The 24,273-nt window shown below is 33.2% G+C and carries 27 protein-coding genes; 19 read left to right on the plus strand and 8 right to left on the minus strand.

Annotation, left to right across the window (positions count from 1 at the left end):
• Positions 1–53 precede the first annotated feature (53 nt).
• The 3 genes from BR77_RS01685 to BR77_RS01695 all read left to right on the plus strand — a co-directional run bounded on the left by BR77_RS01685 (position 54) and on the right by BR77_RS01695 (position 2,887).
• Entirely contained in the window at positions 54–1,529 is a 1,476-nt protein-coding gene (locus BR77_RS01685; RefSeq protein WP_010052986.1) for an ABC transporter substrate-binding protein/permease, read from the plus strand.
• Positions 1,522–2,247 carry an amino acid ABC transporter ATP-binding protein gene (locus BR77_RS01690; protein WP_010052989.1) on the plus strand — a complete coding sequence of 242 codons (726 nt, stop codon included), beginning with the start codon at positions 1,522–1,524 and terminating at the stop codon, positions 2,245–2,247. Before BR77_RS01685 ends, BR77_RS01690 begins: the two co-directional genes overlap by 8 nt.
• A 289-nt stretch (positions 2,248–2,536) precedes the next feature.
• Entirely contained in the window at positions 2,537–2,887 is a 351-nt protein-coding gene (locus BR77_RS01695) for a MerR family transcriptional regulator (RefSeq protein WP_010052990.1), read from the plus strand.
• Positions 2,888–2,937: 50 nt separating this feature from the next.
• On the opposite strand, the gene BR77_RS01700 is transcribed toward BR77_RS01695, so the two are convergent.
• Entirely contained in the window at positions 2,938–4,062 is a 1,125-nt protein-coding gene (locus BR77_RS01700; protein ID WP_010052991.1) for an aminotransferase, read from the minus strand.
• A 191-nt stretch (positions 4,063–4,253) separates the two neighbouring features.
• Between BR77_RS01700 and BR77_RS01705 the strand changes: the two genes are divergently transcribed.
• The 3 genes from BR77_RS01705 to BR77_RS01715 are packed head-to-tail and all read left to right on the plus strand — an operon-like array spanning position 4,254 to position 6,558.
• Positions 4,254–5,141, plus strand: a complete 888-nt coding sequence (locus BR77_RS01705; RefSeq protein WP_010052992.1) for an ABC transporter ATP-binding protein — start codon at positions 4,254–4,256, stop codon at positions 5,139–5,141.
• Positions 5,138–5,953 carry an ABC transporter permease subunit gene (locus BR77_RS01710; protein WP_010052993.1) on the plus strand — a complete coding sequence of 272 codons (816 nt, stop codon included), beginning with the start codon at positions 5,138–5,140 and terminating at the stop codon, positions 5,951–5,953. The genes BR77_RS01705 and BR77_RS01710 overlap by 4 nt, the downstream gene beginning before the upstream one ends.
• Positions 5,950–6,558: a TetR/AcrR family transcriptional regulator gene (locus BR77_RS01715; RefSeq protein WP_015076622.1), complete on the plus strand. Its 609-nt coding sequence runs from the start codon at positions 5,950–5,952 to the stop codon at positions 6,556–6,558. The genes BR77_RS01710 and BR77_RS01715 overlap by 4 nt, the downstream gene beginning before the upstream one ends.
• 219 nt (positions 6,559–6,777) lie before the next feature.
• Here BR77_RS01715 and BR77_RS01720 read toward each other — a convergent pair whose 3' ends face one another.
• Genes BR77_RS01720 through BR77_RS01730 form a run of 3 tightly spaced genes read right to left on the minus strand, consistent with a single transcriptional unit; the run spans position 6,778 to position 10,351 of the window.
• Positions 6,778–8,667, minus strand: a complete 1,890-nt coding sequence (locus BR77_RS01720) for a PTS fructose transporter subunit IIABC (RefSeq protein WP_015076621.1) — start codon at positions 8,665–8,667, stop codon at positions 6,778–6,780.
• A gap of 20 nt (positions 8,668–8,687) precedes the next feature.
• Positions 8,688–9,602 carry a 1-phosphofructokinase gene (pfkB, locus tag BR77_RS01725; RefSeq protein ID WP_010052997.1) on the minus strand — a complete coding sequence of 305 codons (915 nt, stop codon included), beginning with the start codon at positions 9,600–9,602 and terminating at the stop codon, positions 8,688–8,690.
• On the minus strand, positions 9,599–10,351 hold the full coding sequence (locus BR77_RS01730) for a DeoR/GlpR family DNA-binding transcription regulator (RefSeq protein ID WP_015076620.1): 753 nt from the start codon (positions 10,349–10,351) through the stop codon (positions 9,599–9,601). Before BR77_RS01730 ends, pfkB begins: the two co-directional genes overlap by 4 nt.
• Before the next feature lie 474 nt (positions 10,352–10,825).
• On the opposite strand from BR77_RS01730, the gene BR77_RS01735 reads away from it, so the two are divergent.
• Positions 10,826–11,308, plus strand: a complete 483-nt coding sequence (locus BR77_RS01735) for a hypothetical protein (protein ID WP_010053000.1) — start codon at positions 10,826–10,828, stop codon at positions 11,306–11,308.
• A gap of 126 nt (positions 11,309–11,434) precedes the next feature.
• Here the strand turns inward: BR77_RS01735 and BR77_RS01740 are convergent, their stop codons facing one another.
• Both BR77_RS01740 and recA read right to left on the minus strand, forming a co-directional pair.
• A complete protein-coding gene (locus BR77_RS01740; RefSeq protein ID WP_010053002.1) occupies positions 11,435–11,968 on the minus strand; it encodes an Rrf2 family transcriptional regulator in 534 nt (177 codons plus the stop codon).
• Between the two features lie 158 nt (positions 11,969–12,126).
• Positions 12,127–13,164, minus strand: a complete 1,038-nt coding sequence (gene recA, locus BR77_RS01745; protein WP_016356480.1) for a recombinase RecA — start codon at positions 13,162–13,164, stop codon at positions 12,127–12,129.
• Between the two features lie 334 nt (positions 13,165–13,498).
• Here recA and BR77_RS01750 point away from each other — a divergent pair, with 334 nt between their 5' ends.
• The 10 genes from BR77_RS01750 to BR77_RS01795 all read left to right on the plus strand — a co-directional run bounded on the left by BR77_RS01750 (position 13,499) and on the right by BR77_RS01795 (position 20,436).
• Positions 13,499–13,723, plus strand: coding sequence for a PLD nuclease N-terminal domain-containing protein (locus tag BR77_RS01750; RefSeq protein WP_010053004.1), 225 nt, complete (start codon positions 13,499–13,501; stop codon positions 13,721–13,723).
• Entirely contained in the window at positions 13,713–14,618 is a 906-nt protein-coding gene (locus BR77_RS01755; protein WP_035063756.1) for an ABC transporter ATP-binding protein, read from the plus strand. Before BR77_RS01750 ends, BR77_RS01755 begins: the two co-directional genes overlap by 11 nt.
• A complete protein-coding gene (locus BR77_RS01760; protein WP_035063759.1) occupies positions 14,615–15,400 on the plus strand; it encodes an ABC transporter permease in 786 nt (261 codons plus the stop codon). Before BR77_RS01755 ends, BR77_RS01760 begins: the two co-directional genes overlap by 4 nt.
• Positions 15,401–15,415: 15 nt before the next feature.
• Positions 15,416–15,805, plus strand: coding sequence for a GntR family transcriptional regulator (locus tag BR77_RS01765; protein ID WP_010053010.1), 390 nt, complete (start codon positions 15,416–15,418; stop codon positions 15,803–15,805).
• The gene (locus BR77_RS01770; protein ID WP_035063761.1) at positions 15,802–16,932 is read left to right on the plus strand and encodes a DUF1648 domain-containing protein; all 1,131 of its coding nucleotides are present in this window, start codon (positions 15,802–15,804) and stop codon (positions 16,930–16,932) included. The genes BR77_RS01765 and BR77_RS01770 overlap by 4 nt, the downstream gene beginning before the upstream one ends.
• Positions 16,933–17,066: 134 nt before the next feature.
• Complete coding sequence (locus tag BR77_RS01775; RefSeq protein ID WP_035063764.1) at positions 17,067–17,807, plus strand: class I SAM-dependent methyltransferase; 741 nt, start codon at positions 17,067–17,069, stop codon at positions 17,805–17,807.
• A 113-nt stretch (positions 17,808–17,920) separates the two neighbouring features.
• Positions 17,921–18,226: a rhodanese-like domain-containing protein gene (locus BR77_RS01780; protein WP_029451614.1), complete on the plus strand. Its 306-nt coding sequence runs from the start codon at positions 17,921–17,923 to the stop codon at positions 18,224–18,226.
• Between the two features lie 2 nt (positions 18,227–18,228).
• Complete coding sequence (locus tag BR77_RS01785) at positions 18,229–19,878, plus strand: FAD-dependent oxidoreductase (RefSeq protein ID WP_015076616.1); 1,650 nt, start codon at positions 18,229–18,231, stop codon at positions 19,876–19,878.
• A 2-nt stretch (positions 19,879–19,880) separates the two neighbouring features.
• Positions 19,881–20,186 (plus strand): rhodanese-like domain-containing protein, encoded by a 306-nt coding sequence (locus tag BR77_RS01790; protein WP_015076615.1) that lies wholly within the window; start codon positions 19,881–19,883, stop codon positions 20,184–20,186.
• Positions 20,176–20,436 (plus strand): metal-sensitive transcriptional regulator, encoded by a 261-nt coding sequence (locus tag BR77_RS01795; RefSeq protein WP_010053021.1) that lies wholly within the window; start codon positions 20,176–20,178, stop codon positions 20,434–20,436. Before BR77_RS01790 ends, BR77_RS01795 begins: the two co-directional genes overlap by 11 nt.
• Positions 20,437–20,501: 65 nt before the next feature.
• Here BR77_RS01795 and BR77_RS01800 read toward each other — a convergent pair whose 3' ends face one another.
• Positions 20,502–21,065, minus strand: coding sequence for a nucleotidyltransferase family protein (locus tag BR77_RS01800; protein WP_016356477.1), 564 nt, complete (start codon positions 21,063–21,065; stop codon positions 20,502–20,504).
• 72 nt (positions 21,066–21,137) lie between these two features.
• Positions 21,138–21,908 (minus strand): peptidylprolyl isomerase, encoded by a 771-nt coding sequence (locus tag BR77_RS01805; RefSeq protein WP_015076613.1) that lies wholly within the window; start codon positions 21,906–21,908, stop codon positions 21,138–21,140.
• Between the two features lie 346 nt (positions 21,909–22,254).
• Here BR77_RS01805 and BR77_RS01810 point away from each other — a divergent pair, with 346 nt between their 5' ends.
• Positions 22,255–23,346, plus strand: a complete 1,092-nt coding sequence (locus tag BR77_RS01810; RefSeq protein WP_015076612.1) for a DUF871 domain-containing protein — start codon at positions 22,255–22,257, stop codon at positions 23,344–23,346.
• A gap of 234 nt (positions 23,347–23,580) precedes the next feature.
• A complete protein-coding gene (locus BR77_RS01815; protein ID WP_010053026.1) occupies positions 23,581–24,273 on the plus strand; it encodes an LPXTG cell wall anchor domain-containing protein in 693 nt (230 codons plus the stop codon).

Genomic DNA, 24,273 nt, shown 5'->3' on the forward strand with positions numbered 1-24,273 from the left:
ACTAATAATAGTAAGATGCACTTATATTTTTTTAAAGAAGAGGAGTAATTAAGATGAAGCAAAAAAAATGGATTAATTTAATTCTGTTTCTCTGTGTGAGTTTAAGTATTTGGGGAGGAACAAAAACGGTTGAAGCGGCGGAAACTTCTTTAGCTGATGTGAAAAGTAGTGGAAAGTTGGTTATTGGAACAAGTGCGGATTATCCGCCCTATGAATTCCATGCAAAACTAGATGGAAAAGATCAAATCGTAGGTATGGATATTTTAATTGCTGAAAAAATTGCAAAAGATATCGGTGTCAGTTTAGTTATTCGTGATATGGATTATGATAGTTTATTACCTGCTTTAGAAGCTGGTAAGGTGGATATGGTCATTGCAGGAATGAATCCAACGGATGAAAGACGTAAGAGTGTAGATTTTTCAGATATCTACTATCAAGGTGGACAATTTATTATTATCAGAAATGAAGATAAAGATATTTTTACTCAAAAAAGTGATTTTTCTGGTAAAATATTAGGTGTTCAAAAAGGCACAATGCAAGAAACTGTTGCGAAAGAACAAATTGAAGACGTAAAAATGATGGGTTTAACTAAGATTCCTGATTTGATATTAGCGTTAACAACTAAGAAAATTGATGGGATTGTGTTAGAAGAACCTAGTGCTTTAGCCTATGTTTCAAATGATAAAAATTTGGCTTTTATTGATGGAAAATTTGACTTAGATGCAAATGAGCAAGGTTCCGCTATTGCTTTTAGAAAAGGCTCTGAATCATTAGTAACTGCAGTTAATCAAAGTATTGCTGAGATTAAGGAGCAAAACTTAATTCCACAATTTATCAAAAAAGCGGGAGAACAACTTATTGAGGGACAAGGTGGTAATGAAGAAGGCGATGTTAAACCAATCTTTTCATTCTGGGAATATTTTGCCAAAGGAACGGGTTATACAATCTTTATTGCTTTTATTAGTGTTATTATAGGGATTATTTTAGGGGCAGTATTAGCATTAATGCGTCTTTCTAAAAGTAAAATTTCAAGAGGAATAGCCGGAGTATATGTAGAATTTGTTCGTGGAACTCCAATGATGATTCAAGTGATGTTTATCTATTTTGCTTTAGGGGTCGTCATTAATATTCCAGCTTTACTTGCAGGAATTATTGCGGTATCTTTAAACAGTGGTGCCTATATTTGTGAAATCATTCGTTCAGGCTTAAATTCTGTTTCAAAAGGGCAAATGGAAGCGGCTAGAAGTTTAGGCATGGGTAAGGTTGACACTATGCGCTATATTATCTTCCCACAAGCCCTTAAAAATATTTGGCCAGCTTTAGGGAATGAATTTATTACAGTTATTAAAGAAAGTTCAATCGTTTCTATTATTGGAGTGGGAGATTTAATTTATCAAACAAAAGTTGTTACAGCGATTACTTATCGCCCTGTTGCTCCATTAGCAGTTACTTTAATTATCTACTTTATTTTAACATTTAGCTTAACAAAACTACTAAATTATTATGAAGGGAAGATGAATCATGATTAAAATTGCACATTTAAAGAAGTCATTTGGTGACGTTGAGGTTTTAAAAGATATCAATGAAGAAGTTAATAAAGGAGAAGTAGTAGTAATTATTGGGCCTTCTGGTTCAGGTAAAAGTACACTATTACGTTGTTTAAACTTGCTTGAAGAACCAACAAGTGGAGATATTATTTTTGAAGATACGACGATTACAAAGGTTGGACAAGACAAATTGAACCAACTTCGCGAGAAAATGGGAATGGTTTTTCAAAGTTTTAATTTGTTTCCACATATGACTGTTGTTGAAAACTTAAAAATAGCTCCAATGAAAGTTAAAGGTTTAACTGCAACAGAGGCAGAGGAAAAAGCTAAAGATTTATTAGCAAAAGTTGGTTTAGCTGATAAAGCTGACGCCTATCCAGCTAGCCTATCAGGTGGTCAACAACAACGGGTTGCGATTGCGAGAGCGTTAGCGATGGATCCAGATGTGATGCTATTTGATGAACCAACTTCAGCCTTAGATCCAGAAATGGTAGGAGAAGTTCTTAAGGTAATGAAAGACTTGGCAGAATCAGGAATGACGATGGTGGTTGTCACTCACGAAATGGGATTTGCAAAAGAAGTATCCGATCGCGTACTATTTATGGATGCTGGTTATATTGTAGAACAAGGAACACCAACTGAAGTTTTTGAACATCCAAAGAATGAAAGAACACAAGATTTTCTAGCAAAAGTATTATAAAAAAAGTAGCACAGCAAACGGCTGTGCTATTTTTTTAGTATAAAATAGAATGATTTTTACATTGTAACCTTTAAAATTAATTTTCATTTAGACTAGATTTAAGTTACTTTAAATGTTAAAATAATAAGAGTAATAAAATTAAATTAAGAAGAATGTGTACTTAGTAGAAGAAGAAAACCAAGTGGTTTTTTATTGAGCTAAATGTATGGAATCTTGATAACTAAAGTTGTTTTCTGAGAGTATCTTTTAAAAACGTGAAAATAAGACAGATGTAGAGGAGGATAAAGATATGAGCTATAAAATTAATCAAGTTGCTCAAAAAATTGGGGTTAAGCCGCAAATTATTCGTTATTATGAACATGAGGGAATGTTAAGTAATATTTCACGTAATCCAAATGGCTATCGTTCCTATTCAGAAGAGGATATCAGTTATATTCGTTTTCTAGAATCTGTAAAAAAATTAAAAAGAAGTGGATTGCCATTAATTGATTTAAGAGAGTATGCAAAATTAATTAATAGCGAGAATAAAGAGTGTACGGTTGAAAAAAAAGCACTTGAAGATGAGTATGAGAAAATAAATACTTATATTGAAAATTTGGTTGAAGCTAAGGAATATATCAAAAAAAAATTAAAAAAATAAAAAGAGAAAATTTGGATTGTCTATCAAAGATTGTCCAAATTTTCTCTTTTTTATTTTTCTGTATAGCGAGTTAAGAAATGAGATAGTTTTTCTAAGCCAGTAAGTAAAGTCTCTGTGTGCGTACAGTATCCTAAACGGGCATGTTGTTCTAAATCAAATCTTGAACCAGGAACTAGTAAAACTCCTGTTTCCTCTAATAGTTGAATACAAAATTCTTCGGAGTTAAGCGGAATATCAAGTTTAATAAAAGATGTAGAGACTGATTTTGGAAGAATAACAGAAACTAAAGGTTCATTAGCCACCCATTTTTCTAAAATAGCTAGATTTGTAGAAACAATTTTTTTATTTCTATTTAAGACCAGCTTTTTATTTTTTAGTGTATGAACAGCTAAAGCATCATCAATGACACCCGCACAAATCATCGTATAATCACGATATTTTCTGAATAAGTTCGCTGTTTCATGATTACTTGCTGTCCAGCCAATTCGAATCCCAGGTACGGAATAAGTTTTTGAGAGACTATTTGTTGCAATACCTTTTTCGTATAAATCAACAATTGATGGAGTTGAGTGAGTATCATCCAATGGTTTATAAACCTCATCAACTAAAATATAAGCATCAACTGATTTAGCAATTTCAATAATTTTTTGTAAGAATTCTTCACTTAACAAGGTTCCTGTGGGGTTATTTGCATTATTTAAACAAATTAATTTTGTATCTGTTCGAATTAGTTTTTTTAAATCAGCTAATTGGGGTTGCCAAGCATTTTCTGCCTTTATTTCCCAAAAAGAAACGTCTGCTCCAAGTGATTTTGGGATATCATATAACTGTTGGTAACTTGGGTGCATCGCAATTACATGATCATTAGGTTCAACTAAAGCATATAAAGCTAAAAGATTGGCCCCTGTTGCGCCATTTGTTTGTAAAATATTATCAACAGGCATATTTTTATACAGTTTACTCACTTCATTTTTAAATTCGGGTGATCCCTCAATCCATCCATAATTCATTTTTTTAGGTAATAATTCTGAAAAAAAATCTTGTGGCTGAGTACCATCAATTGAAATAATTTCTTCTAAAGTAAACGAAGCAATTGAACTGCCTGCTAAATCATATATCGCTGATTTTTCTCTTTCATTTAACCACTCTTCAACACCAAAATGTGCAATTTTCATTTTTATTCTCCTTTTAATTAACTTTAAGCGCGTATTTCTCTCTCTTTTACTTTACTGTAAAATGGGCAATAAATAAACAATAAGTTACAAAAATTTAAAGTGCTTTCGATTGACTTCTCAGTCAAAAGGGCGTATGCTCTTGTTTGACTAGTAAGTCAATTAGTGTGTAATAGATTGGGGGAGTGAGTAAAATGAAAGCAATCGAGATTAATGGATTGACTAAAATGTACAAAGACAAGGCTGCTGTTAAAAATGTTCATTTAGAGGTAAATGAGGGAGAAATATTTGGTTTTATTGGACCTAATGGCGCAGGGAAGTCAACGACAATTAAAGCTCTTTTAAATTTCATTTATCCAACTAGTGGGAGTGCAAAAATTTTAGGGTTAGATAGTGTGAAAGATTCCAAGGCTATAAAAAGAGAAGTCAGTTATGTATCTAGTGATGTACGCTTTTATCCAGCGATGACGGCTTCTGAAATTATTGGCTATGCTGCAGAATTTCATCAAATTCAAGATGCCGAAGCTAAAATAAAGCATTATTATGACCGCTTTGAGATTGAGTCGAATAAGAAATTAGGGGATATGTCGCTAGGAAATAAGAAAAAAGTGGCAATTGTTGCTGGTTTAATTGCTGAACCTAAATTAATGATTTTAGATGAACCTTCAAGTGGCTTAGATCCATTAATGCAACATCGTTTATTTGAAATTTTAACTGAGAAGAATAAATCGGGGATGACTGTATTTTTATCTAGCCATGATTTAATGGAAGTTCAAAATTATTGCAGTAAGGCTGCTTTTATTAAAGATGGTGAACTTATTCGAATTGAAGACATTGATAAAGATAAAGCAGATGGTAAGGTAGTCCAATTAAGAGGAAAGAACTTAAATGGAACAGAGTTTATTAAAAAAGGCGCTACAATTATAGAATCAACAACGTCTAGTCTCAAGTTTATTTATAATGGAGATTTACAGCTGATTTTACCGTTATTCGTAAATTCGTCAATTACTGATATTATTATTAAAAATCAAGATTTAGAAGATAAGTTTATGGCGATGTATGAGGGAGGTAAAAAAGCATGACAATTTTTAAAATTGAATGGAAAACACAATATAAAAGTGTTCTTGCTTGGTGTGGTGTCATTGTGCTTATTTTAAGTTTATTTATGGCTGTTTTTCCAACAATGCAGAGTGCAGGAATGACAGATATCGTTAACACGAAACTTAGTGCAATGCCGCAAGATGTTTTGAAAATATTTAATTTAAATGATGGATCTAGTTTATTGGAAGTGATGGGTTATTTTGCTTATGTTTTTCAATATGTGTTTATTGCTTCTGCTATCTATGCCGTTCTTATAGGCGCGCAAGCTTTAATTAAAGAAGAATCAGATGGAACGATTGAATTTTTATATGCTCAGCCAATGACTAGAAAAGAATTAGTAGGTTTTAAAATGGTTGCTAATTTAGCAATACTTGCTACTTTTTGGGTGATAACTTTTATTTTTGCAGCAATAATTATTTTGATTTTTAGAAACGAAACAGATAAATTAGGTGATATATTTTTTAAGTTGATTCAATTATTTTTAAATGATGGTTTAATTTTGGTAGCTTTATTAGGTATTGGTTTCTTTTTTTCAACAATTATTAAATCAAGTAAACAAGCGACAGGTTTAGCTTTAGGATTTGTTTTTGGAACATATGTGATTGGGATTTTATCTGAGTTAAATGATAAAGTTAGTTTTCTTAAATATATTTCACTATTACATTATGGCGTTCCTGCTAATTTACTAAAAGAGTGGATGGGTTGGACTTATTTAATTATTTTAATAGTAGTGATAACTGTTTTTAGTTTATTGAGTATTTTTATGTATCAAAAGAAGGATTTGAAAATATGAAAGAAGAGCGTGAACAACGTATTTTAGATGCCGCTATGAGTGAATTTGCTACTCATAGTTACTATGAAGCCAAGACGGATCGAATTGCGGAAATTGCCAAAGTATCAAAAGGGTTAATTTTTCATTATTTTGGATCAAAAGAAAAATTGTATTTACAAACAGTCCAAGCGGCTTTGACTATCTTGATTAATGCCGTGGATTTAGATCAAGCGCCTAAAAAAGATTTAGTTCAGTTAGTTGTTTGGTCAACAACCAAAAAGATTTTTTTAAGTCAGGAATATCCATTGGCTTTTCGTCTGGTTTTACAATCCTACGGAAATGCTCCTAAAAAACTGCAAAGTCAACTTCAGGAGTTTTATCAAGAACAGCAAAAGAAATCTTATGAAGTGATCGAGCATGTATTGAATCAAATGACTTTGAAACCTGAGGTATCTAAGGAGGTTGCTGTTAGTTTAATTCATAGTGTTTTTGAAAATATCCAGATTGAAGCACAACGCTATTTGAAAGCTAACCCAGAAGCAACTGCCGCAGATTTTGAGTTTTTATTTACCAGAACAAAAGAAATGCTGTATTTTATTCAATATGGCATGTGTGAAGTAAATTAACTAGTTCAAAGAGATAGGACTAATTTTTAAAGAGCGATGACTTTATACCGGAGTATACCCGGTGTATGGTTGTCGTTTTTGCATATAGGAAAGAGTACTAAAAAGTGTTATGTAAATTTGATTCGCTATAAAAAGCTCTCGCTAATCGTTTATGGATAGATCCAAGAACAAGTAGAAAGAGCTGATATGCAAATTATACTAAAGTTTATAACATAGGATTTAGTCGATTAAATCAACTGGTTTACGCCAAATACCTAAAATCAAGGCAGATATAACTGTTCCGATAGCGAGTGAAGCTAGGAATAGCAATGCATGATTTGCTAGAGTAATAACAAAAATTCCACCATGAGGGGCTGGTATACTAATTCCCCAGAATTGCGTTAAACCTCCGGCGATAACCGCTCCAATAACAGAAGAACCAATAACTCGAATCGGATCCGTTGCTGCAAAAGGAATTGCACCTTCTGTGATAAATGATAAACCTAAAATATAGTTTGTTAAACCAGATTTTCTTTCATCTGCAGTAAATTTATTTTTAAAAATAGTTGAAGCTAATGCAATTGCTAAAGGAGGAACCATTCCGCCTGCCATAACAGCTGCCATTAATTTTCCATCACCAGTATCAGTAAAGACGCCAATTGAAAAGGTATAGGCAGCTTTATTAAAAGGACCACCCATATCAAATGCCATCATTCCACCTAGTAAAGCACCAAGTAAAACGGCATTTCCAGTTCCAAGATTTTCTAAGAAATTTAGCATTGCTGTATTAATTGAACCAAAGATAGGGTCAATGATAAAGAACATTACTGCACCAATAATTAAAAGCCCAAAGACAGGGTACAATAAAATTGGTTTGATACCATCAAGTGATTTTGGAAGCCCACTAAAGAGCTTTCTTAAGCCTAAGATAATATATCCGGCAATAAAACCAGCAGCTAAACCACCAAGGAATCCAGCACCACTTTCAACTGCCATAAATCCACCAACCATACCAGGCATTAAACCTGGTCGATCACCGATACTCATTGCAATAAATCCAGCTAAAATCGGAATTAAAAAGCTAAAAGCATTTCCACCAATTGAGTTTAAGAATTGAAAGGCTTGACTTTTATCTCCCATCGTATTTTCAACTAGGAAAGAAATAGCCATTAAAATTCCGCCACCAACCACAAAAGGTAACATGTGCGAAACACCATTCATTAAATCTTTATAAATCTTACTCCAAATAGAGCCACCAGATTTTTCATTCGTCTCAGAACTTTTTTCACCACTAGCATGATAAATAGGTGCATCACTGGCAACTGCTTTACGAATCAACTCTTCTGATTTACGAATACCATCGCTAACTGGTCGTTCTAGAACAGCTTTTCCTGCAAAACGATTCATTTCTACATTTTTATCTGCAGCAACAATGACACCAGCTGCGCGAGCAATTTCATCATCTGTTAATTTATTTTTAATTCCTTCAGATCCATTGGTTTCAACGCGAATATCAACACCCATTTCAGCTGCTTTTTTCTTTAATGCATCTTCTGCCATATAAGTGTGAGCAATACCGGTGGGACAAGCTGTTACGGCCACGACAAAGGGTTTATCTTCACTGGGTACTGAGCTTTTACTAGCTTCTAGCTCAGCTTTTTCAGCTTCAGCATAAGCAATTTCAGCTTGAGCAACCAGTTCTTCAACTTCATCAGGTGAAGTTGCTTCTTTTAATGAGGCTACAAAATCAGGATTAATGAGTAATTTTGAAAGTCCTGCTAGTGCTTGTAAGTGAGTATCATTTGCGCCTTCTGGAGCAGCAATCATAAAGAATAGAAAGGCAGGTTGTCCGTCTAGTGAGTCATAATCTACCCCTTGGGCACTTTTAGCAAATAACACAGTTGCTTGATTAACCGCTTTGTTTTTTGCATGTGGCATAGCAATTCCATCACCTAAACCAGTTGATGTTTGAGCTTCCCGTTTCATAATGCCTTCTTTATAAATTTCTGCATCGCTAATTCTTCCACTAGCTGCTAGTTTTGCAATCATTTCATCAATCGCAGCTTCTTTGGTCGTTGCTTTTAAATCCATAATCATTACATCTTTGACTAATAGGTCTTTTATATTCATAATAATTCCTCCAATTTATTTTAGTATTGTTGAGTAATTTTTACATCGTTCACTAAGGCTAAAATGTTTTCCTTCGTAGCTAAGTCATCTGAAAATGCTGTCGCGCTTCCTGTTGCTACACCCATTTGAAAAGCTTTAATGGGATCATTTGTTGCAACGTATGTCCCAATAAATCCTGCAATCATTGAATCACCGGCACCAACTGAATTTTTGACTGTGCCTTTAGGAACAGTTGACGTATAAATTACATCAGGCGTGAAGAAGAGTGCGCCGTCGCCAGCCATTGAAATTAGAGCATATTGTGCACCTAATTCGATTAATTTTTTGCCAAAAGGTAACATCTCTTCAACACTTGAAAAAGTCACATTAAACAACTCTGCAAGCTCGTGATGATTTGGTTTAACTAAAAGTGGATGGTAGGGTAGAGCATTCATTAAATCAGTACCTGTTGTATCAATAACAAATTCAGCACCCGATTTAGTAATCAACTCAATCATTTTATGATAATAGTCATCCGGTAAAGAAGGAGGTTTGCTCCCTGATAAAATAACGACATCATCTGATGTCAGTTGATCTAATTGAGTTAATAATGCCGAAGCTTCTTTAGATGTAATAGTCGGTCCTAAACCATTGACCTCAGTTTCAGAAATCGCTTTTAATTTTATGTTAATTCTAGTATCATCTTGAATGGATATGAAATTAGTCTTCACACCTTCTTTTACTAACCAATCGCTAATAAAATGACCCGTAAATCCTCCAATAAAACCAAGAGTGGTTGTATCATGCTCTAACTGATGCAAGACGCGGGAAACGTTAATTCCTTTTCCACCAGGTAATTTAAGATCGCTATCCATTCTATTTAGTTCACCTAGTTCAATTTTTTCTAAATGAACAATGTAATCAATAGATGGATTTAATGTAACCGTATAAATCATATTTTCACCTCTATAATTTTTGTTTTTGTAAAGTAGGATTGATAATCGATATGGTTAAGTGTTTCAGTCAAGATAGTTGCTGATTCAATTGAAGCCACTTGAGTAAAATTAACCTTATCAAATTTACTTTTATCAAGTAAGATAAAAGTTTCAAATCCTTGTTTAAGCGCCATGGATTTTAATGAAGCTTCTTCAGGATCAGGTGTTGTATAACCATATTTAGGATGTACGCCATTCATGCCAAGGAATGTTTTATCGAATTGGTAACGAGCTAACTCGGCAATGCTTGTTGAACCTATGATTGCTTTAGTTGTATTTTTCAACTGACCACCAATTAAAATTGTATTGATTTTATAATCAGCTAAAAGTGAGGCATGTTGCACGCCATTGGTGACCACGGTAATATTTTTTTGAGTTAGAAAGGGAATCATCTCGATGGTTGTTGAGCCAGCATCAATGTAGATAGTATCATTATTATGAACTAGAGAAGCTGCTAATTGAGCAATAGCTTTTTTTTGAACAATATTCTTAGCCGATTTTTCAACGATATCTAATTCTTCGTCGAGGTGATAATTTCTTTTGGCACCACCGTGGACTCGGATTAGTTCGCCACTTTCTTCAAGTAAGGCTAAGTCTCTTCTGATTGTTGATTCAGAACAATTTAATTCCATCATTAAATCTTGGGACTTAACAATATCCGATTCAGTTAATTTCTTGATAATAAACGCATGCCTTTCCTCGGTTAACATAGTATTCCTCCTATCCTAAATAATGAGAGCTAAAAAAGAATTTTCTAACCTGAAAATATCAAGACTACATTATTCAATGAAATTGCCTCATACAAATTAAATTTACTTAATTCTTTATGATAAAAGAAGTGTACCATCAAAAACGGTCAAAAACAATCAAAAGGTGTCAAAGTTTTAAAAAAAGTGAAATTAATTTGTAGCGCTACCAATTTTGGATTAACTAGAAATTAGTGTAAGTATTGGTGGTGATTGGTTTTGGCTGATTTGTCAGGATACTAAATTAAGTAGTCAAAAACCGTCAAATAGTAGTTCTTTTAATACAACATTATTTTTAAAAATAGATATTTCAATTGTTTATTCGTAGTTGAAGAAAAAATAAATAATGGAATGATCGTTATTGTTGCTGTTTGATTTCTTTAGGGATACAATTATGTTGCGAATAGATTTCTTGATAGTATCTAAGGAGGAGAAAAGATGAAAAAAATTCAAATAGTAGGATTTGTATGTATTTCATTAATGGTATTGGGTGGATGTGGAACAAAAAATGAAGATGTAAAAAAAGAAAGTACAAGTGAAATGAGTGCTATTTCTAGTGAAGAGAAAAAAGATAAAAATTCAAAAAATGAAACAAATAGTGAATCTAGTTCGGAAGTTTCTTCAGAAGTAAGTAGTAGTATTGTAGAGGAAGAATCATCATCAGAGGTAGTTGTGGAAGAAGTTGAAACTAAGATAACTGATGCGAAGTCTGCAACTGAATATTTATTAAAACAATTAAATATGGGACCAGACATTCAAGGTAGCGGTGAAGAAAATAGTGTTACTGAACTTGAAAAAGATGATAAAGGCGATTTTTATACGATTCGCTTAGTTTCATTGGAATTGAAAAATAATGGTGGAAGTGGAACAATAGGCAGATATAAAGTTTATCTAGATGGAAACTATGAACTTTTAAATTAATAATTAAATTCTGTTTAAAACAAATAGTTATACTGAGAAAATTGAGTAACCATTTTGTAGATAGATTTAAAAATAAGAGATTGGCAAGAAAACTAATTTTAGTTTTTCTGCCAATCTCTTATTTATTTACTTTTCATCTACTTCAGCGCTAGATACACTATTGAAAACTTTTTTTAGAATGCTTTTATGCTCATCTAACTCATTCCAATTTAGAACTGGAATGGCATTACGTCCTAATGTTTTATAAAGCAAATCAGCAACAGATTGTTTAGCTAAGTATTGACTCCACAATGAATCTGCTTGTTCAAAGGTCTCAGCCAATACGACTTCTCCTTGATTGGCAGCTACTTGCATATCTTGAAAAACGACGTCGATTAATCCTGAGTTTGGATAGGTACTTACTTTTCCTTCAACCGCTTCAACAATTTGTAAAATTGAAATATCATCGGGGGAGTGAACTAAAGTAAAACCTCCATTGTTTCCAGAAACTGAGGTAACTAAATTATTAACTACCAGCTTACGCATTAATTTTTTTATATACGTTGGAGAGCCATTTAAACGATGGTTAATTACACTAGAAGTAACAGGGATGGCTTTATCTTGTGTTGCAAGCAGAGTAATAATACAAATCGCCTGTTCTAAGCTTTTATTTAATTTCATTCGATACCTTCTTTCAACTTTTGAGTGTTTCTCATTAAGACTAGTATAGCATATTCTTTTTAACAGGCTACTATTTTGAAATAGAAACAGTCAGTTTTTTATTTTATCTTTATATTTAGTAAAAAAACTCCTAACCAATAAAAGGTTAGGAGTAGAAATTATTCTTTTTCAATAGGTGCTTCTGTTTTTTCTGGTTCAACAGCAACTTCTTTAGCAAAGTAATTATCGCGAACTTTTTTCTCAATTTCAGCATATAGCTCAGGGTTATCTAATAGATATTTTTTAGCATTTTCACGGCCTTGACCAATGCGTTCTCCATTATATGAATACCATGCGCCAGCCTTGTCGATAATATCACTATCAGAAGCCATATCCACTAATTCACCAGCACGTGAGATACCTTCACCGTACATAATATCTACCTCAGCAATTTTAAAAGGTGGAGCTACTTTATTTTTTACAACTTTTAGTTTTGTTCTATTTCCTAAAATGTCAGTACCAGTTTTAATTTGTTCAGCACGACGAACTTCTAACCGAATGGTTGCATAGAATTTAAGCGCACGTCCACCAGGAGTTACTTCAGGATTCCCAAACATGACGCCAACTTTCTCACGAATTTGGTTAATAAAGATACAAATAGTTTTTGTATTATTGATTGATCCTGATAATTTACGAAGAGCTTGTGACATAAGTCTAGCTTGAAGACCAACATGACTTTGTCCCATTTCACCTTCGATTTCGGCACGAGGAACAAGAGCAGCAACTGAATCGACAACCAAAATATCTACGGCACCACTGGATACTAATGCATCAGCAATTTCAAGTGCTTGCTCACCAGTGTCAGGCTGTGATAGAAGTAAATCATCAATATTAACGCCTAAAGCGGCTGCATATTTTGGGTCTAAAGCATGTTCGGCATCAATAAAGGCTGCAGTTCCACCAGCTTTTTGGGCTTCTGCAATAGCATGTAAAGCCATAGTTGTTTTACCAGAACTTTCAGGACCATAGACTTCAAGGATCCGTCCTTTAGGATAACCACCTACTCCTAATGCCACATCTAAAGCGATTGAGCCGCTTGAAATTGTTTCAATTTTCATTGATGTTTTTTCGCCTAATTTCATAATGGCGCCTTTACCAAAATCTTTTTCAATTTTACTAAGAGCTTTGCTTAATGCAGCTTGTTTGCCGTCGCCCATTTTTTGTGATATATCTCTTGGAGCCATTTTTTCTTTTGCCATCTTTTTTTTCCTCCTCTAAACTTTCTCTCTTTTTCTATTATACGAACAATTGTTCGATAAGTAAAGAACTATTCGTTAAAATAAGAGACTATTTTAAATTATAACGTATTTTTATAAGAACTGCATGTTTTAAAACACTAAATCCTCCTTTAGATGCTCTCTTATTAAGATTATATGTAAAAGATAGGAAAAAGATTTAATTTTATTTTTTTTGTTCGTTCTAGTTGTAATAGAACATGGTTGGTGTTATAGTTTGTATATAACAAAAATAGGTTTAGGAGATGAGAGTAAAATGAATACAGATTTTAGTCAAATAAGTCAAATTGATTTAAGACCCTTTATTCCAATTATTGTATTAGCTACCTTACTCAGTGTTGTTGCATTAATTGATCTTATTCGTTACCGCAAAGAACGTAAGAATTTTTGGATATGGTTTATTATTATTTTATTTGTCAATACAATAGGTTCGATACTTTATTTTATTTTCGGCAGAAAGGATAAATACTATGGAAATTAGCATTGAGAATATATCAAAAAAGTTTAAACAAAAAAAAGCAGTCGTGGATTTTTCCTTAAAGATACAGGCTAATGAGTGTGTGGCATTGATTGGACCAAACGGGGCTGGCAAAACAACTTTACTAAAAATTATTGTTGGGATTTTAGAAGCCTCTGAAGGAACTATTTATTTAAATGATCAAAAAAGTACGACTCAAAAGAAAAAAATTGGATATTTGCCTCAAACACCTCAATTTTTTCAATGGATGACTGCAGAAGAGACTTTATTTTTTATGGGATCTTTATCAAATATGAGTGCAATTGAGCTTGATAGGGAGATTCCCTTAGTCCTAAAAAAAGTTGGATTACACGATAGCGGGAAAATAAAAATCAGTCAATTTTCTGGCGGTATGAAACAACGCTTAGGTATTGCACAAGCGATTTTGCATAAACCAAGCTTTCTAGTTATGGATGAACCTGTTTCAGCATTAGATCCTATCGGTAGAAGAGAAGTAATTGCTATTTTAAATGAGATAAAGAAAGAAACAGCAATTATTTTTTCAACCCATATTTTAAATGATGCAAGCGAAATATGTGATCGTTTTTGCTTAATAAAAAAAGGACATAAAGTATTAGACACTACATTAGATGAATTATATGATGCTAATTCTAAAAACCAATTTGTCGTCAAGTATAAAGGCGATGGATCAAGATGGTTAGAACATGTTCGGCAATTGTCGTTTGTCATAGAAGTGAGTGAAAAAAAACAAGAAGCAATTATTTCTGTTACAGATAGCGCGCAAAATAAGATCAAGATTTTATCTAGTGTAGTAGAAGTTAATCTTGATGTAATCTCATTTGAAGTGAGACAAGAAAGTATTGAAGATATCTTTTTTAAGGAGGTTTTAGCAGAATGAAAGGTTTACTTGTTTTGTTAAAAAAGGAATATCAGCAATCTTACAAAGAATTTAAATTATTTTGGTTGCCAATTGTCTTTTTATTTTTAGGTATTAGTCAACCTATTACTTTATATTTTTTACCAGAGATACTAAAAAAATTAGGTGGTACTGAGGGTATTTCGATTATTCCTATTCAGCAATCTGGAAGTGAAGTTTTATCAGCAACCTTAAGTTCACAGTTTGATCAACTGGGGATGATGGTAGTGGTCGTTGCGACAATGGGCACAATTTTATCTGAAAAAAATAATGGAATGTTGGATTTCATCTTAACGAAACCAGTTTCAGAATGGAATTATATAATAAGTAAATGGTTGGCCAATTTTTCAATAGTAGCAATAGGGATTATTTTAGGCTACTATGCCTCTATTTATTATACGATGATTTATTATTCAGCAGTGCCTTTGATAACCAGTTTTTGGGCATTAATCTGCTTCTTACTTTGGGTAGGGTGGATAATTTCACTGATTTTATTTTGTAGTACTTTTTTTAAAAGCCAAGGAATGGTTGCCTTGATTACTTTAGGTGTTTTTTTTCTTTTAAAATTAGTAGCTAGCTTTGATTTAGCTATAAATAAAATCAACCCTGCAATGTTGAGTCAACAAGCAATCAATTTTTTAGTAACAGAAAAATGGAATGCAACGGTTACTGGATCACTTATTTTTTTAATTAGTACAGCAGCCATTTTGATTTATAGTAGTGTTATATGGATTAAACATAGAAAATATACAATCCATGCATAGATAGGAGGGAATCAAATGTTTATTCGTATTCAACCAGAAAGTCAGACACCAATTTATACGCAATTGATTTACCAAATAAAGCGAGGCATCTTAAAAAAAGAATTACTTCCAGGTGAAGGTTTACCCAGTGTTCGAAGCTTAGCAGGAGATATTGGTATTAATATGCATACTGTAAATAAGGCCTATAAGTTATTAGTCGAAGAAGGTGTCTTAGTTCAACAAAAAAAAGGTTTTATGGTGAATCCAACGATGAAAATAAAGATGCAAGAAAAAGAATTAGCACTTTATCGTGAACGTTTAGAAGAGCTGATAATTGATACGCATATATTTAGTATTAGTGAGGAAGAAATTGAAAAAATGCGAGAAAGTATAGAAAAAATGTTGAAAGAGAGTGAACAGATATGATTTTATTTATTTGGATAATGTTTGGAACCATTTTTATGTTGGGAATCATTAATGGAATAACGCCTTATTTCAGTCGTCGAAGCAGTCAATTTGGGGTTAGTATGCCAGTTGAATATCAAGATGATCCATTTATTAAGAAGCAACAACGCTTCTTTTTAAGCATGAATGTAAGTTTAAGTTTTATTTTAGGATTGCCCATTTTGTATGCAATGAGACTTGACGTCTCTGAACAAATTGCTCAATTTATTTCTTTTTACTTACTTTTTGCACTAGTAGCTTTCATGGGAATTGTTGGACTATTATTTTTAAAAATTCGTAAAAATATTATAGAATTTAAATCTACGATACCAAAAGAAATAGTAGAAGATGAGAGCCATGATATCGTAGTTGATACCACCTATCGTCAAAGAAGGTTGATTGTACCAAGCTATTTTATTATCATCTCTAATTTAATTATTATTTTAGCTGTTGTCGGAATAACATTAATAAACTATGAACAAATGCCAGACAGAATTATTACGAACTGGGATATTAATATGAAACCTAGTGTAACAGTTGCTAAAAGCTATACAAGTGCTTTGGCTTTACCAGTGATGCAATTATTTATGATGGGAACAATGTATGTCGCAAATCTATCTTTTCAAAAAGCTAAGCAAAAAGTAGATCCACGTAATCCAGCAGTATCGATTGAAAAGAATCGAGCTTTTCGTTATGCTTGGTCCATTTATGGATTAGTGATGTCGATTTTACTTCAGCTTTTGCTAGGTGGATTACAATTAATTATGATTTTTGACTGGATGAATAAAGTCAATTTTCCGCTCATGATTATTATTTTTGTTGTTTTAACAATCGGAGGAACATTAATCTTGTCTATTAAATATGGTCAAGGGGGAGAACGTCTAAAATTAAAAGACAGCAAAGGTGATAAAATTGAAACCGTCGCAGGTTACGATGACGACATAAGTTGGAAATTAGGTGTGATTTACTTTAATTCAAAAGATCCCTCAATTTGGGTAGAAAAACGATTTGGCGTTGGAAATACAATGAACATGGCACGTTGGCAAAGTTGGGCGTTTCTAATTGCTATTTTAGCAATTCCTCTTTTAATAGGTATTTTATTCAATTAAAGTAAAAAAAGTTCAAATAAATTATAACTTAAATAGAACTTAAGATTATTGATATCACAAAAATAAAAGTTTATAATTATTTTTGTTCCTATATTTTTTTTGAAGTAATATAAATTGAGCTGAGAGGTGAGATGATGAAAGAAAATAAGTATGATAATCCGAAGTTTTTTGAACAATACAGTCAAATGAGTCGTTCTGTTGAAGGACTTAAAGGAGCGGGAGAATGGCATGAATTAAAAAAAATGTTACCTGATTTCAAAGGGAAACGAGTTTTAGATTTAGGTTGTGGATTTGGTTGGCATTGTATTTATGCTGCTGAGCAAGGCGCATCCTCAGTGATTGGAATTGATTTATCAGAAAGAATGTTAGCTGAGGCAAAAAAGAAAACATCGTTTCCGCAGATACAGTATATTCAACAAGGAATTGAAGAGTATGAGTATCCTAAAGATAGCTTTGACGTAGTTATTAGCTCATTAGTTTTCCACTACATTGAGTCTTTTGAACAAATTTGTAAAAATGTTAGACAATGTTTAGTTTCTGGTGGGGATTTTGTCTTTTCTGTTGAGCATCCTATTTTTACAGCACAAGGAATGCAAGATTGGTCCTACGATGAGGCTGGTAATCGACTTCATTGGCCTGTGGATCGTTATTTTGATGAAGATCAACGTAGCAGTATATTTTTAGGTGAAGAAGTAATAAAATATCATAAAACATTGACAAGTTATTTGAATACTTTATTAAAAAATAATTTTGAAATTACGAGTATTGTTGAGCCAGAACCTGCTGAAGAACTGCTAGATATTCCTTATATGCAGGATGAATTACGCAGACCAATGATGCTATTAATTGCTGCTAAGAAAAAAAATTCAGTGTAATGCTGAATTTTTTTTCTTTACAAACAATACCCCTACAGGTATAATACGTTTATACCTGCAGGGGTATTGTTTGCGAGGTTTTGGATAAATTAGGTTTACAGAAAGGGGAAATTATGTTTTTATTTAAAAAAATTCCTTCTATTTCAATTAAGGAATTAGAACGTAAGTTAACTGAAAAGATTGTTCTCATTGATGTTAGGGAACCAAATGAGTTTAGAAATGGACATATTCTTAGTGCAAAAAATATCCCGCTAAATAAAATTGGCAATTATAAACCAAAGACAGAGGTATATGTTATTTGTCAATCAGGTATGCGTAGCAAAGCAGCCACAAAAAAATTAATCAATGCAGGATACGATGCGATCAATGTTAAAGGCGGTATGTTAGCATGGAATGGTAGTATTAAAGGAGGAAACTAAAGATGAAAATTGTAATTATTGGTGGAGTAGCAGGGGGAATGTCTGCTGCTACACGATTAAGAAGGTTAAATGAACAAGCTGAAATTATTGTACTGGAAAAAGGTCCTTATGTGTCTTTTGCTAATTGTGGATTGCCTTATTATGTGGCAGGGGAGATTGAAAACCGTTCTGATTTGCTTGTGCAAACCCCTGAACAGTTAAAAGCTAGATTTCGATTAGATGTCCGTCCAAATAGTGAAGCCATTAAAATTGATACGGAGGGTAAGGAAATAATGGTAGCTTCGGAAAGTGATACCTATACATTAGCATATGACAAACTTATCTTGTCGCCAGGTGCGAAACCATTTATTCCACCAATTAAAGGATTGGAAATGGCAAAAAATAGTTTTACTTTACGGAATGTGCCAGATGTTGATGAAGTTATGACTTATATTGAGTCACACAATCCTAAGAAGGCAGTTATTATTGGTGCGGGATTTATAGGGCTAGAAATGGCTGAGAGTTTAGTCAACAGAGGAATTCATGTAACAATTGTTGAAAAAGCACCACATGTATTGCCGACTATTGATGAAGAGATGGCTGCTTTTATTACGAAAGAATTAAGTAAGAATCAAATCAATGTAATAACTGGTACCTCTGTTATTGGAATCGAAAATGAGGGTCGCAGTGTCATAATAGAAAATGGAGCTAAGATTGAAACTGATTTTATTTTGTTATCTGTGGGAGTTCAGCCAGAAAGTCGTTTGGCAGTAGATTCAGGTATCCAAACTGGGCTACGAGGTGGTATAGTAGTAGATGATAATTATCAAACAAGTGCTAAAGATGTGTACGCTGTTGGGGATGCTATTTTAGTAAAGCAATATAGCACTCAAAAAGATACTTTAATTTCACTTGCTTCTCCTGCTAATCGTCAAGGAAGACAAGTTGCCGATATTTTATCAGGGTTAAAGAGAAAGAATTTAGGTAGCTTAGGAACGGCAATTGTGCGCGTGTTTGATCAAACAATTGCTTCAACAGGATTAACTGAACAGCAGTTGAAGAGTGAAGAAAAAAATTATCAAGTGGTCCATATTCAAGGTAAGAATCATGCAGGCTATTACCCAAATGCTTCTATGATTCTGCTTAAATTATTATTTAATCCGATATCTGGAGAAATTTATGGAGCCCAAGCTGTTGGAAAAGAGGGTGTTGATAAGCGAATCGATATTTTGGCTACAGCAATTAAAGGTAATCTGACAGTTGAAGATTTACCAGAATTGGAGTTTACTTATGCGCCACCATTTGGCTCGGCAAAAGATCCTGTAAATATGGCTGGTTATGCAGCGTTAAATAGTATGGAAGGTATCACTGAATCCATTCAGTGGTATGAACTCCAAAGTTATTTAAAAAAGGGTGCATTGCTGTTAGATGTTCGCGGAGAAAAAGAAATTGCTACTAATGGGTATTTTCCTAATGCTTTAACGATTCCTTTAGATAGTTTACGTGAAAGAATGCATGAACTTCCACAAGATAAAGAATTTATCGTTAGTTGTCAAAGTGGTTTACGGAGTTATATAGCGGAAAGAATTTTAAAACAAAATGGTTTCCGAGTGAAAAATTTAGACGGGGCTTTTAGCCTGTATTCAACGGTTCGACCTGAGGAGGTTAAGTAAAAATGTTTGAAACGATTTCTATGCCTGAATTTGAGCAATTAATTAAAAAGAAATCTGTATCAATTATTGATGTCAGAGAAGCTCATGAATATGAACAAGGACATATTGCGGATGTATTATTTATACCGATGCAATCTATTCCAGAACAATTAGATACGTTAGATTATGATGAAAATTATTATGTTATTTGTCATAGTGGAGTACGTTCAAATGCCGTTTGTCAGTATCTTGCTCAAGAAGGGTACCATGTTACGAATGTAATGGGAGGAATGTCAGCTTGGAAGGGAGAAAGTGTCTATGGAATGTGATAAAAAAATCTTAAATCGTTTGAAGCGCTCAGAAGGACAGATGCGTGGCATTTTAAAAATGATGGAAGATGGAAAAGAGTGTAAAGAAATCATTGTACAATTATCAGCTGTTCGTTCCAGTATCGATAAAGTCATGGGATTAATGGTTGCTGAAAATTTGATTCAATCAATTGAGTATGAAAATGGCACAAATCCCGAAAAGGATGAAGCTGTGAGAGAAGCAGTAGAGTTAATTGTGAAAACAATGTAATAGCAATAAAAGGATGGGCTAATCTATTTTTAGAGAAGCTCATCCTTTGTTGTTTTTAAAATTTATTAACAGTCTTTAAAGTTTAGCAAAGGCCAAGTTTTTTGCCAGTCTTTTTTCTTTAATCGTTCTTGATAAATACTATAATGTTGTGAATTTAGTTGATAGTAAGGTGTTGGCGAAACGATTAAGTTCATTAATTCTTTTATTCCCCATGGTGCAGCAATCAGGAGTTGACCATCTTGAGTCAACTTAACTCCAATAGCGGTAGGAAGTTCTGGAAAATGAGCAATTCCATCTTGTGAAGACTTAAATGGTGGAAAGCCAGCTTTTTGGTGCATTCGAGCTTGGTTTTTTACAGACCAAGGCATGGTAGAATCTAGAACATGTAATTTTTCATTCAAATTTTCTTCTGTTTCAATACTCGTATCTACTGGATCAAAAAAAATAATATCGATATCATTTAAAGGAGTATCTGAAGGGTAACCGTGTAGAACATCCCAGATTTTATTGCGAATGAAACCAGCACAAATCCACCAATCTGGTAAATTTAAACTTTTTACTATTTTTAGGATGCGTAGCATTTCTTGATCATTTTGAATGATAGCTTTTAACTCTGCTTCTTCTGCCATTCTATTCACTCCAATCTGATTATTATGTATAAAAAAAACTGCGAAGAGAGACTCTTGCGCAGTTTTTTCAGTTTACTTTGCTTCTTGAATCACGTTAATTTTTTCGATTTTGATATCTTCTTTTGGTTTATCACTTTGTCCAACTTCAACAGCAGCGATTTTATCGACAACATCCATGCCTTCAATTACTTGGCCAAAGACTGTATATCCTCCATCTAAACTTGGATATCCACCATTTTTATAAGCTTCAATAATTTTTTCAGGAGTTGTACTTGAAGATAATCCAGCACTCATATCAGCCGGATTTTGAACAACATAAAATTGACTGCCGATTGAAATGGGTTGATTTGTTTTAGCCATAGCTAAAGCACCGCGAATATGATAAAGTTCTGGTGAAATTTCTACACCAAATGGTTTACCCCAGATACTTTCGCCACCCATGCCAGTACCGTCGGGATCGCCACCTTGAATCATAAAGTCTTCAATGACGCGATGGAAGATTGTACCATCATAGTAGCCATCTTTGCTGTGAGTAATAAAGTTTTCAACAGCTTTAGGAGCGAATTCTGGGAATAGTTTCGCTTTAATCGTTCCCATTGTTGTTACAATCTCAACAACAGCTTCGTTTTCTGTGACTTCATTTGAAAGCTGAGGAAGTGTCAATTTTGAAAAATCAACAGGTGCTTCAGCTTCGCTACTACTTTCAATTTGTTCACTAGATGAAGAATTTTCTGTTTTTACATCATCTTTTTTGTCTTTGTTGACATAGTTGATTCCAAAAATAATTGCTACAATTGCAACAATTAAAAGTAAAATTCCTAAAATTAATTTTTTGTTTTTCATTTTTTTACCACACTTTCATTCTATTTTATTAGCCAACGTTTATTTTACCTTAAAATGAGCAAATATGGAATAGAAGTCATTGGATTTGTTCGTTTCTTTCTTTTCTTCATCAGATTGAAAATAAACAAAAAATTAAATGGTGTATACCAGTTTTTTTAAAGAAACTTTTCAACTAGGGGCAATCGTTTGTTTTTTTACGTACCAATTAATTGGTGGTTAAGTTGTGTAAGTTTTATCGGAAATAAGCCTAGATGAAACAGTTTTCATTTGTTATAATGTTTATGGTAGCGTATTCGTTTAAGTAAAATAGATGCGTTAAAATAGAGTATGGGGGTAGGAATAAACGATGGGAAAATTAGGTGTTTCGATTTATCCAGAACGTTCAACATTTGAAAAGGACCAAGCTTATTTAGATTTAGCACACAAACATGGGTACACACGAGTTTTTACTAGTTTGTTAGAAATTGACGGCGATGCTGATCAAGTTTTAGGTAGTTTTAATAAAGTTGTAGCCTATGCAAATAGTTTAGGCATGGAAGTGATGGTTGATATCAACCCAGGTTTATTTACACAATTAAATATTTCTTATGATGATTTATCGTTCTTCCATAAAATGGGAGCATATGGCATTCGCTTAGATATTGGATTTACTGGCCAAGAAGAAGCGCGTATGACACGTAATCCTTATGGCATTAAAATAGAAGTTAATATGAGTTCTGGAACAAAGTATGTAGATAGTATTATGGCATTTTCACCAAATCGTGAAAATTTATTAGGCTCACATAATTTTTACCCACATCGTTATTCTGGTTTAGAATATAATCATTTTGTTTATTGTTCAAACCAATATCGTAACCATAACTTAAATACAGCAGCCTTTGTGAATTCGCATGAAGCGACTTTTGGACCTTGGCCAACACAGGATGGACTTTGTTCATTAGAAGATCATCGCGATTTAGAGATTGCGACTCAAGTCAAACACTTAGTACTAACAGATTTAATTGATGATATCATTATTGGAAATGCGTATGCATCAGAAGCTGAAATTATTGCCATGGCAGAAGCTTTTAATGCAGATTATCCATCTGTTAAAGTAGACTTAGATCAAGAGATTAGTGATGTTGAAAGAAAAGTTGTGTTAGATGAGTTACACAGTTACCGTGGTGACCGTTCGGCTTATATTTTACGTTCAACAATGACTAGAATAAAATATAAAAATGAAGAGTTTCCACCTCATAATACAATCGATATTAAACGCGGCGATTTATTAGTCGACAACGTTGATTTTGGTCAGTATAAAGGGGAGATGCAAATTGCTTTGAAGGAAATGGAAAATATCGGTCGTGTCAATGTAGTTGGACGAATTAGTGACGACGAATTATTTTTACTAGACTTCTTAAAACCATGGTCAAACTTTAAATTAATTGAAAATAAATAAGGTTACATTAGTGGCAGTTGCACCAATTTTCTGGTGCAACTGCTATTTTTAATTTGTTTATAAATTGGATACTCGGTTATATATATAACCGAGTATAAAAGCTATTATTAAAATTTCTTTAGTTCAAGAAGAAAAAAGAAAGAGAGAGACGTGCGTTTTTAGACATAAACACGTATAATAGAAATATAACAATTTGATACATAGCAAGTTGGTAGAATGGAGGAGTGTTTAACAATGAAAAGTTCAACATTATTAGGAGTGATTGTATTAGGAACAATTGGACTAGGCTTAGCTGCTACGGCAGTTGCTTCATTTGCTGATTTAGGCGGATCGAGTCCAGAAAGTCAAGTTAATGTGTCATCATCTTCTAAAAGTAGTAGCGAAGCATCTACAACTAAAAATAATGACAGCCAAAATAAAAATTCAAAAACGGATTCAGAAGAAGTGAGTTCAAGTGAAGAAAAAGAATCATCTTCGAGTCTAGCTAGTAACTCAAGTGAGGTTGATTCATCTAACAAAGAGTCAACTTCGAGTTTAGATAGTAGTTCTAGCGAAAAAAATGCACCAACGAAAGAGGAATCATCATCAAGTATAGCTGACGTCTCCAATGGAAATACTGATTTAGAAGATTCGACTTCTTCTGGAAATAATCTTAATAATGCAGTTTCAGAACAAAATCCGGGCACACAAGCGGAACAGGAAGCAACTATTGAAACTCCAGCAGTTAATCCGCCAGCAGCGGATGCTAATAATAGTGAAAACAAAGTAATGGATGAAGTTACTTATGTAACAGATGTGTTTCCACAAACTGGGGAACAAAAAAGTCAGCTACCTTTAATTATGGGGATAATATTAGTCATTTTAGTGATTTTATTTTTAGTGTTTATGCGTAAAAAGAATAAGGATGAACAAAATAAAAAAAATTAA

This window comes from Carnobacterium maltaromaticum DSM 20342, assembly GCF_000744945.1.
GTDB lineage: Bacteria > Bacillota > Bacilli > Lactobacillales > Carnobacteriaceae > Carnobacterium > Carnobacterium maltaromaticum.

Coding starts and splice junctions, on each gene's coding strand:
- BR77_RS01685 (WP_010052986.1), top strand. CDS start 54: ATGAAGCAAAAAAAATGGATTAATTTAATTCTGTTTCTCTGTGTGAGT.
- BR77_RS01690 (WP_010052989.1), top strand. CDS start 1,522: ATGATTAAAATTGCACATTTAAAGAAGTCATTTGGTGACGTTGAGGTT.
- BR77_RS01695 (WP_010052990.1), top strand. CDS start 2,537: ATGAGCTATAAAATTAATCAAGTTGCTCAAAAAATTGGGGTTAAGCCG.
- BR77_RS01700 (WP_010052991.1), bottom strand. CDS start 4,062: ATGAAAATTGCACATTTTGGTGTTGAAGAGTGGTTAAATGAAAGAGAA.
- BR77_RS01705 (WP_010052992.1), top strand. CDS start 4,254: ATGAAAGCAATCGAGATTAATGGATTGACTAAAATGTACAAAGACAAG.
- BR77_RS01710 (WP_010052993.1), top strand. CDS start 5,138: ATGACAATTTTTAAAATTGAATGGAAAACACAATATAAAAGTGTTCTT.
- BR77_RS01715 (WP_015076622.1), top strand. CDS start 5,950: ATGAAAGAAGAGCGTGAACAACGTATTTTAGATGCCGCTATGAGTGAA.
- BR77_RS01720 (WP_015076621.1), bottom strand. CDS start 8,667: ATGAATATAAAAGACCTATTAGTCAAAGATGTAATGATTATGGATTTA.
- pfkB (WP_010052997.1), bottom strand. CDS start 9,602: ATGATTTATACGGTTACATTAAATCCATCTATTGATTACATTGTTCAT.
- BR77_RS01730 (WP_015076620.1), bottom strand. CDS start 10,351: ATGTTAACCGAGGAAAGGCATGCGTTTATTATCAAGAAATTAACTGAA.
- BR77_RS01735 (WP_010053000.1), top strand. CDS start 10,826: ATGAAAAAAATTCAAATAGTAGGATTTGTATGTATTTCATTAATGGTA.
- BR77_RS01740 (WP_010053002.1), bottom strand. CDS start 11,968: ATGAAATTAAATAAAAGCTTAGAACAGGCGATTTGTATTATTACTCTG.
- recA (WP_016356480.1), bottom strand. CDS start 13,164: ATGGGCGACGGCAAACAAGCTGCATTAAGCAAAGCTCTTAGTAAAATT.
- BR77_RS01750 (WP_010053004.1), top strand. CDS start 13,499: ATGAATACAGATTTTAGTCAAATAAGTCAAATTGATTTAAGACCCTTT.
- BR77_RS01755 (WP_035063756.1), top strand. CDS start 13,713: ATGGAAATTAGCATTGAGAATATATCAAAAAAGTTTAAACAAAAAAAA.
- BR77_RS01760 (WP_035063759.1), top strand. CDS start 14,615: ATGAAAGGTTTACTTGTTTTGTTAAAAAAGGAATATCAGCAATCTTAC.
- BR77_RS01765 (WP_010053010.1), top strand. CDS start 15,416: ATGTTTATTCGTATTCAACCAGAAAGTCAGACACCAATTTATACGCAA.
- BR77_RS01770 (WP_035063761.1), top strand. CDS start 15,802: ATGATTTTATTTATTTGGATAATGTTTGGAACCATTTTTATGTTGGGA.
- BR77_RS01775 (WP_035063764.1), top strand. CDS start 17,067: ATGAAAGAAAATAAGTATGATAATCCGAAGTTTTTTGAACAATACAGT.
- BR77_RS01780 (WP_029451614.1), top strand. CDS start 17,921: ATGTTTTTATTTAAAAAAATTCCTTCTATTTCAATTAAGGAATTAGAA.
- BR77_RS01785 (WP_015076616.1), top strand. CDS start 18,229: ATGAAAATTGTAATTATTGGTGGAGTAGCAGGGGGAATGTCTGCTGCT.
- BR77_RS01790 (WP_015076615.1), top strand. CDS start 19,881: ATGTTTGAAACGATTTCTATGCCTGAATTTGAGCAATTAATTAAAAAG.
- BR77_RS01795 (WP_010053021.1), top strand. CDS start 20,176: ATGGAATGTGATAAAAAAATCTTAAATCGTTTGAAGCGCTCAGAAGGA.
- BR77_RS01800 (WP_016356477.1), bottom strand. CDS start 21,065: ATGGCAGAAGAAGCAGAGTTAAAAGCTATCATTCAAAATGATCAAGAA.
- BR77_RS01805 (WP_015076613.1), bottom strand. CDS start 21,908: ATGAAAAACAAAAAATTAATTTTAGGAATTTTACTTTTAATTGTTGCA.
- BR77_RS01810 (WP_015076612.1), top strand. CDS start 22,255: ATGGGAAAATTAGGTGTTTCGATTTATCCAGAACGTTCAACATTTGAA.
- BR77_RS01815 (WP_010053026.1), top strand. CDS start 23,581: ATGAAAAGTTCAACATTATTAGGAGTGATTGTATTAGGAACAATTGGA.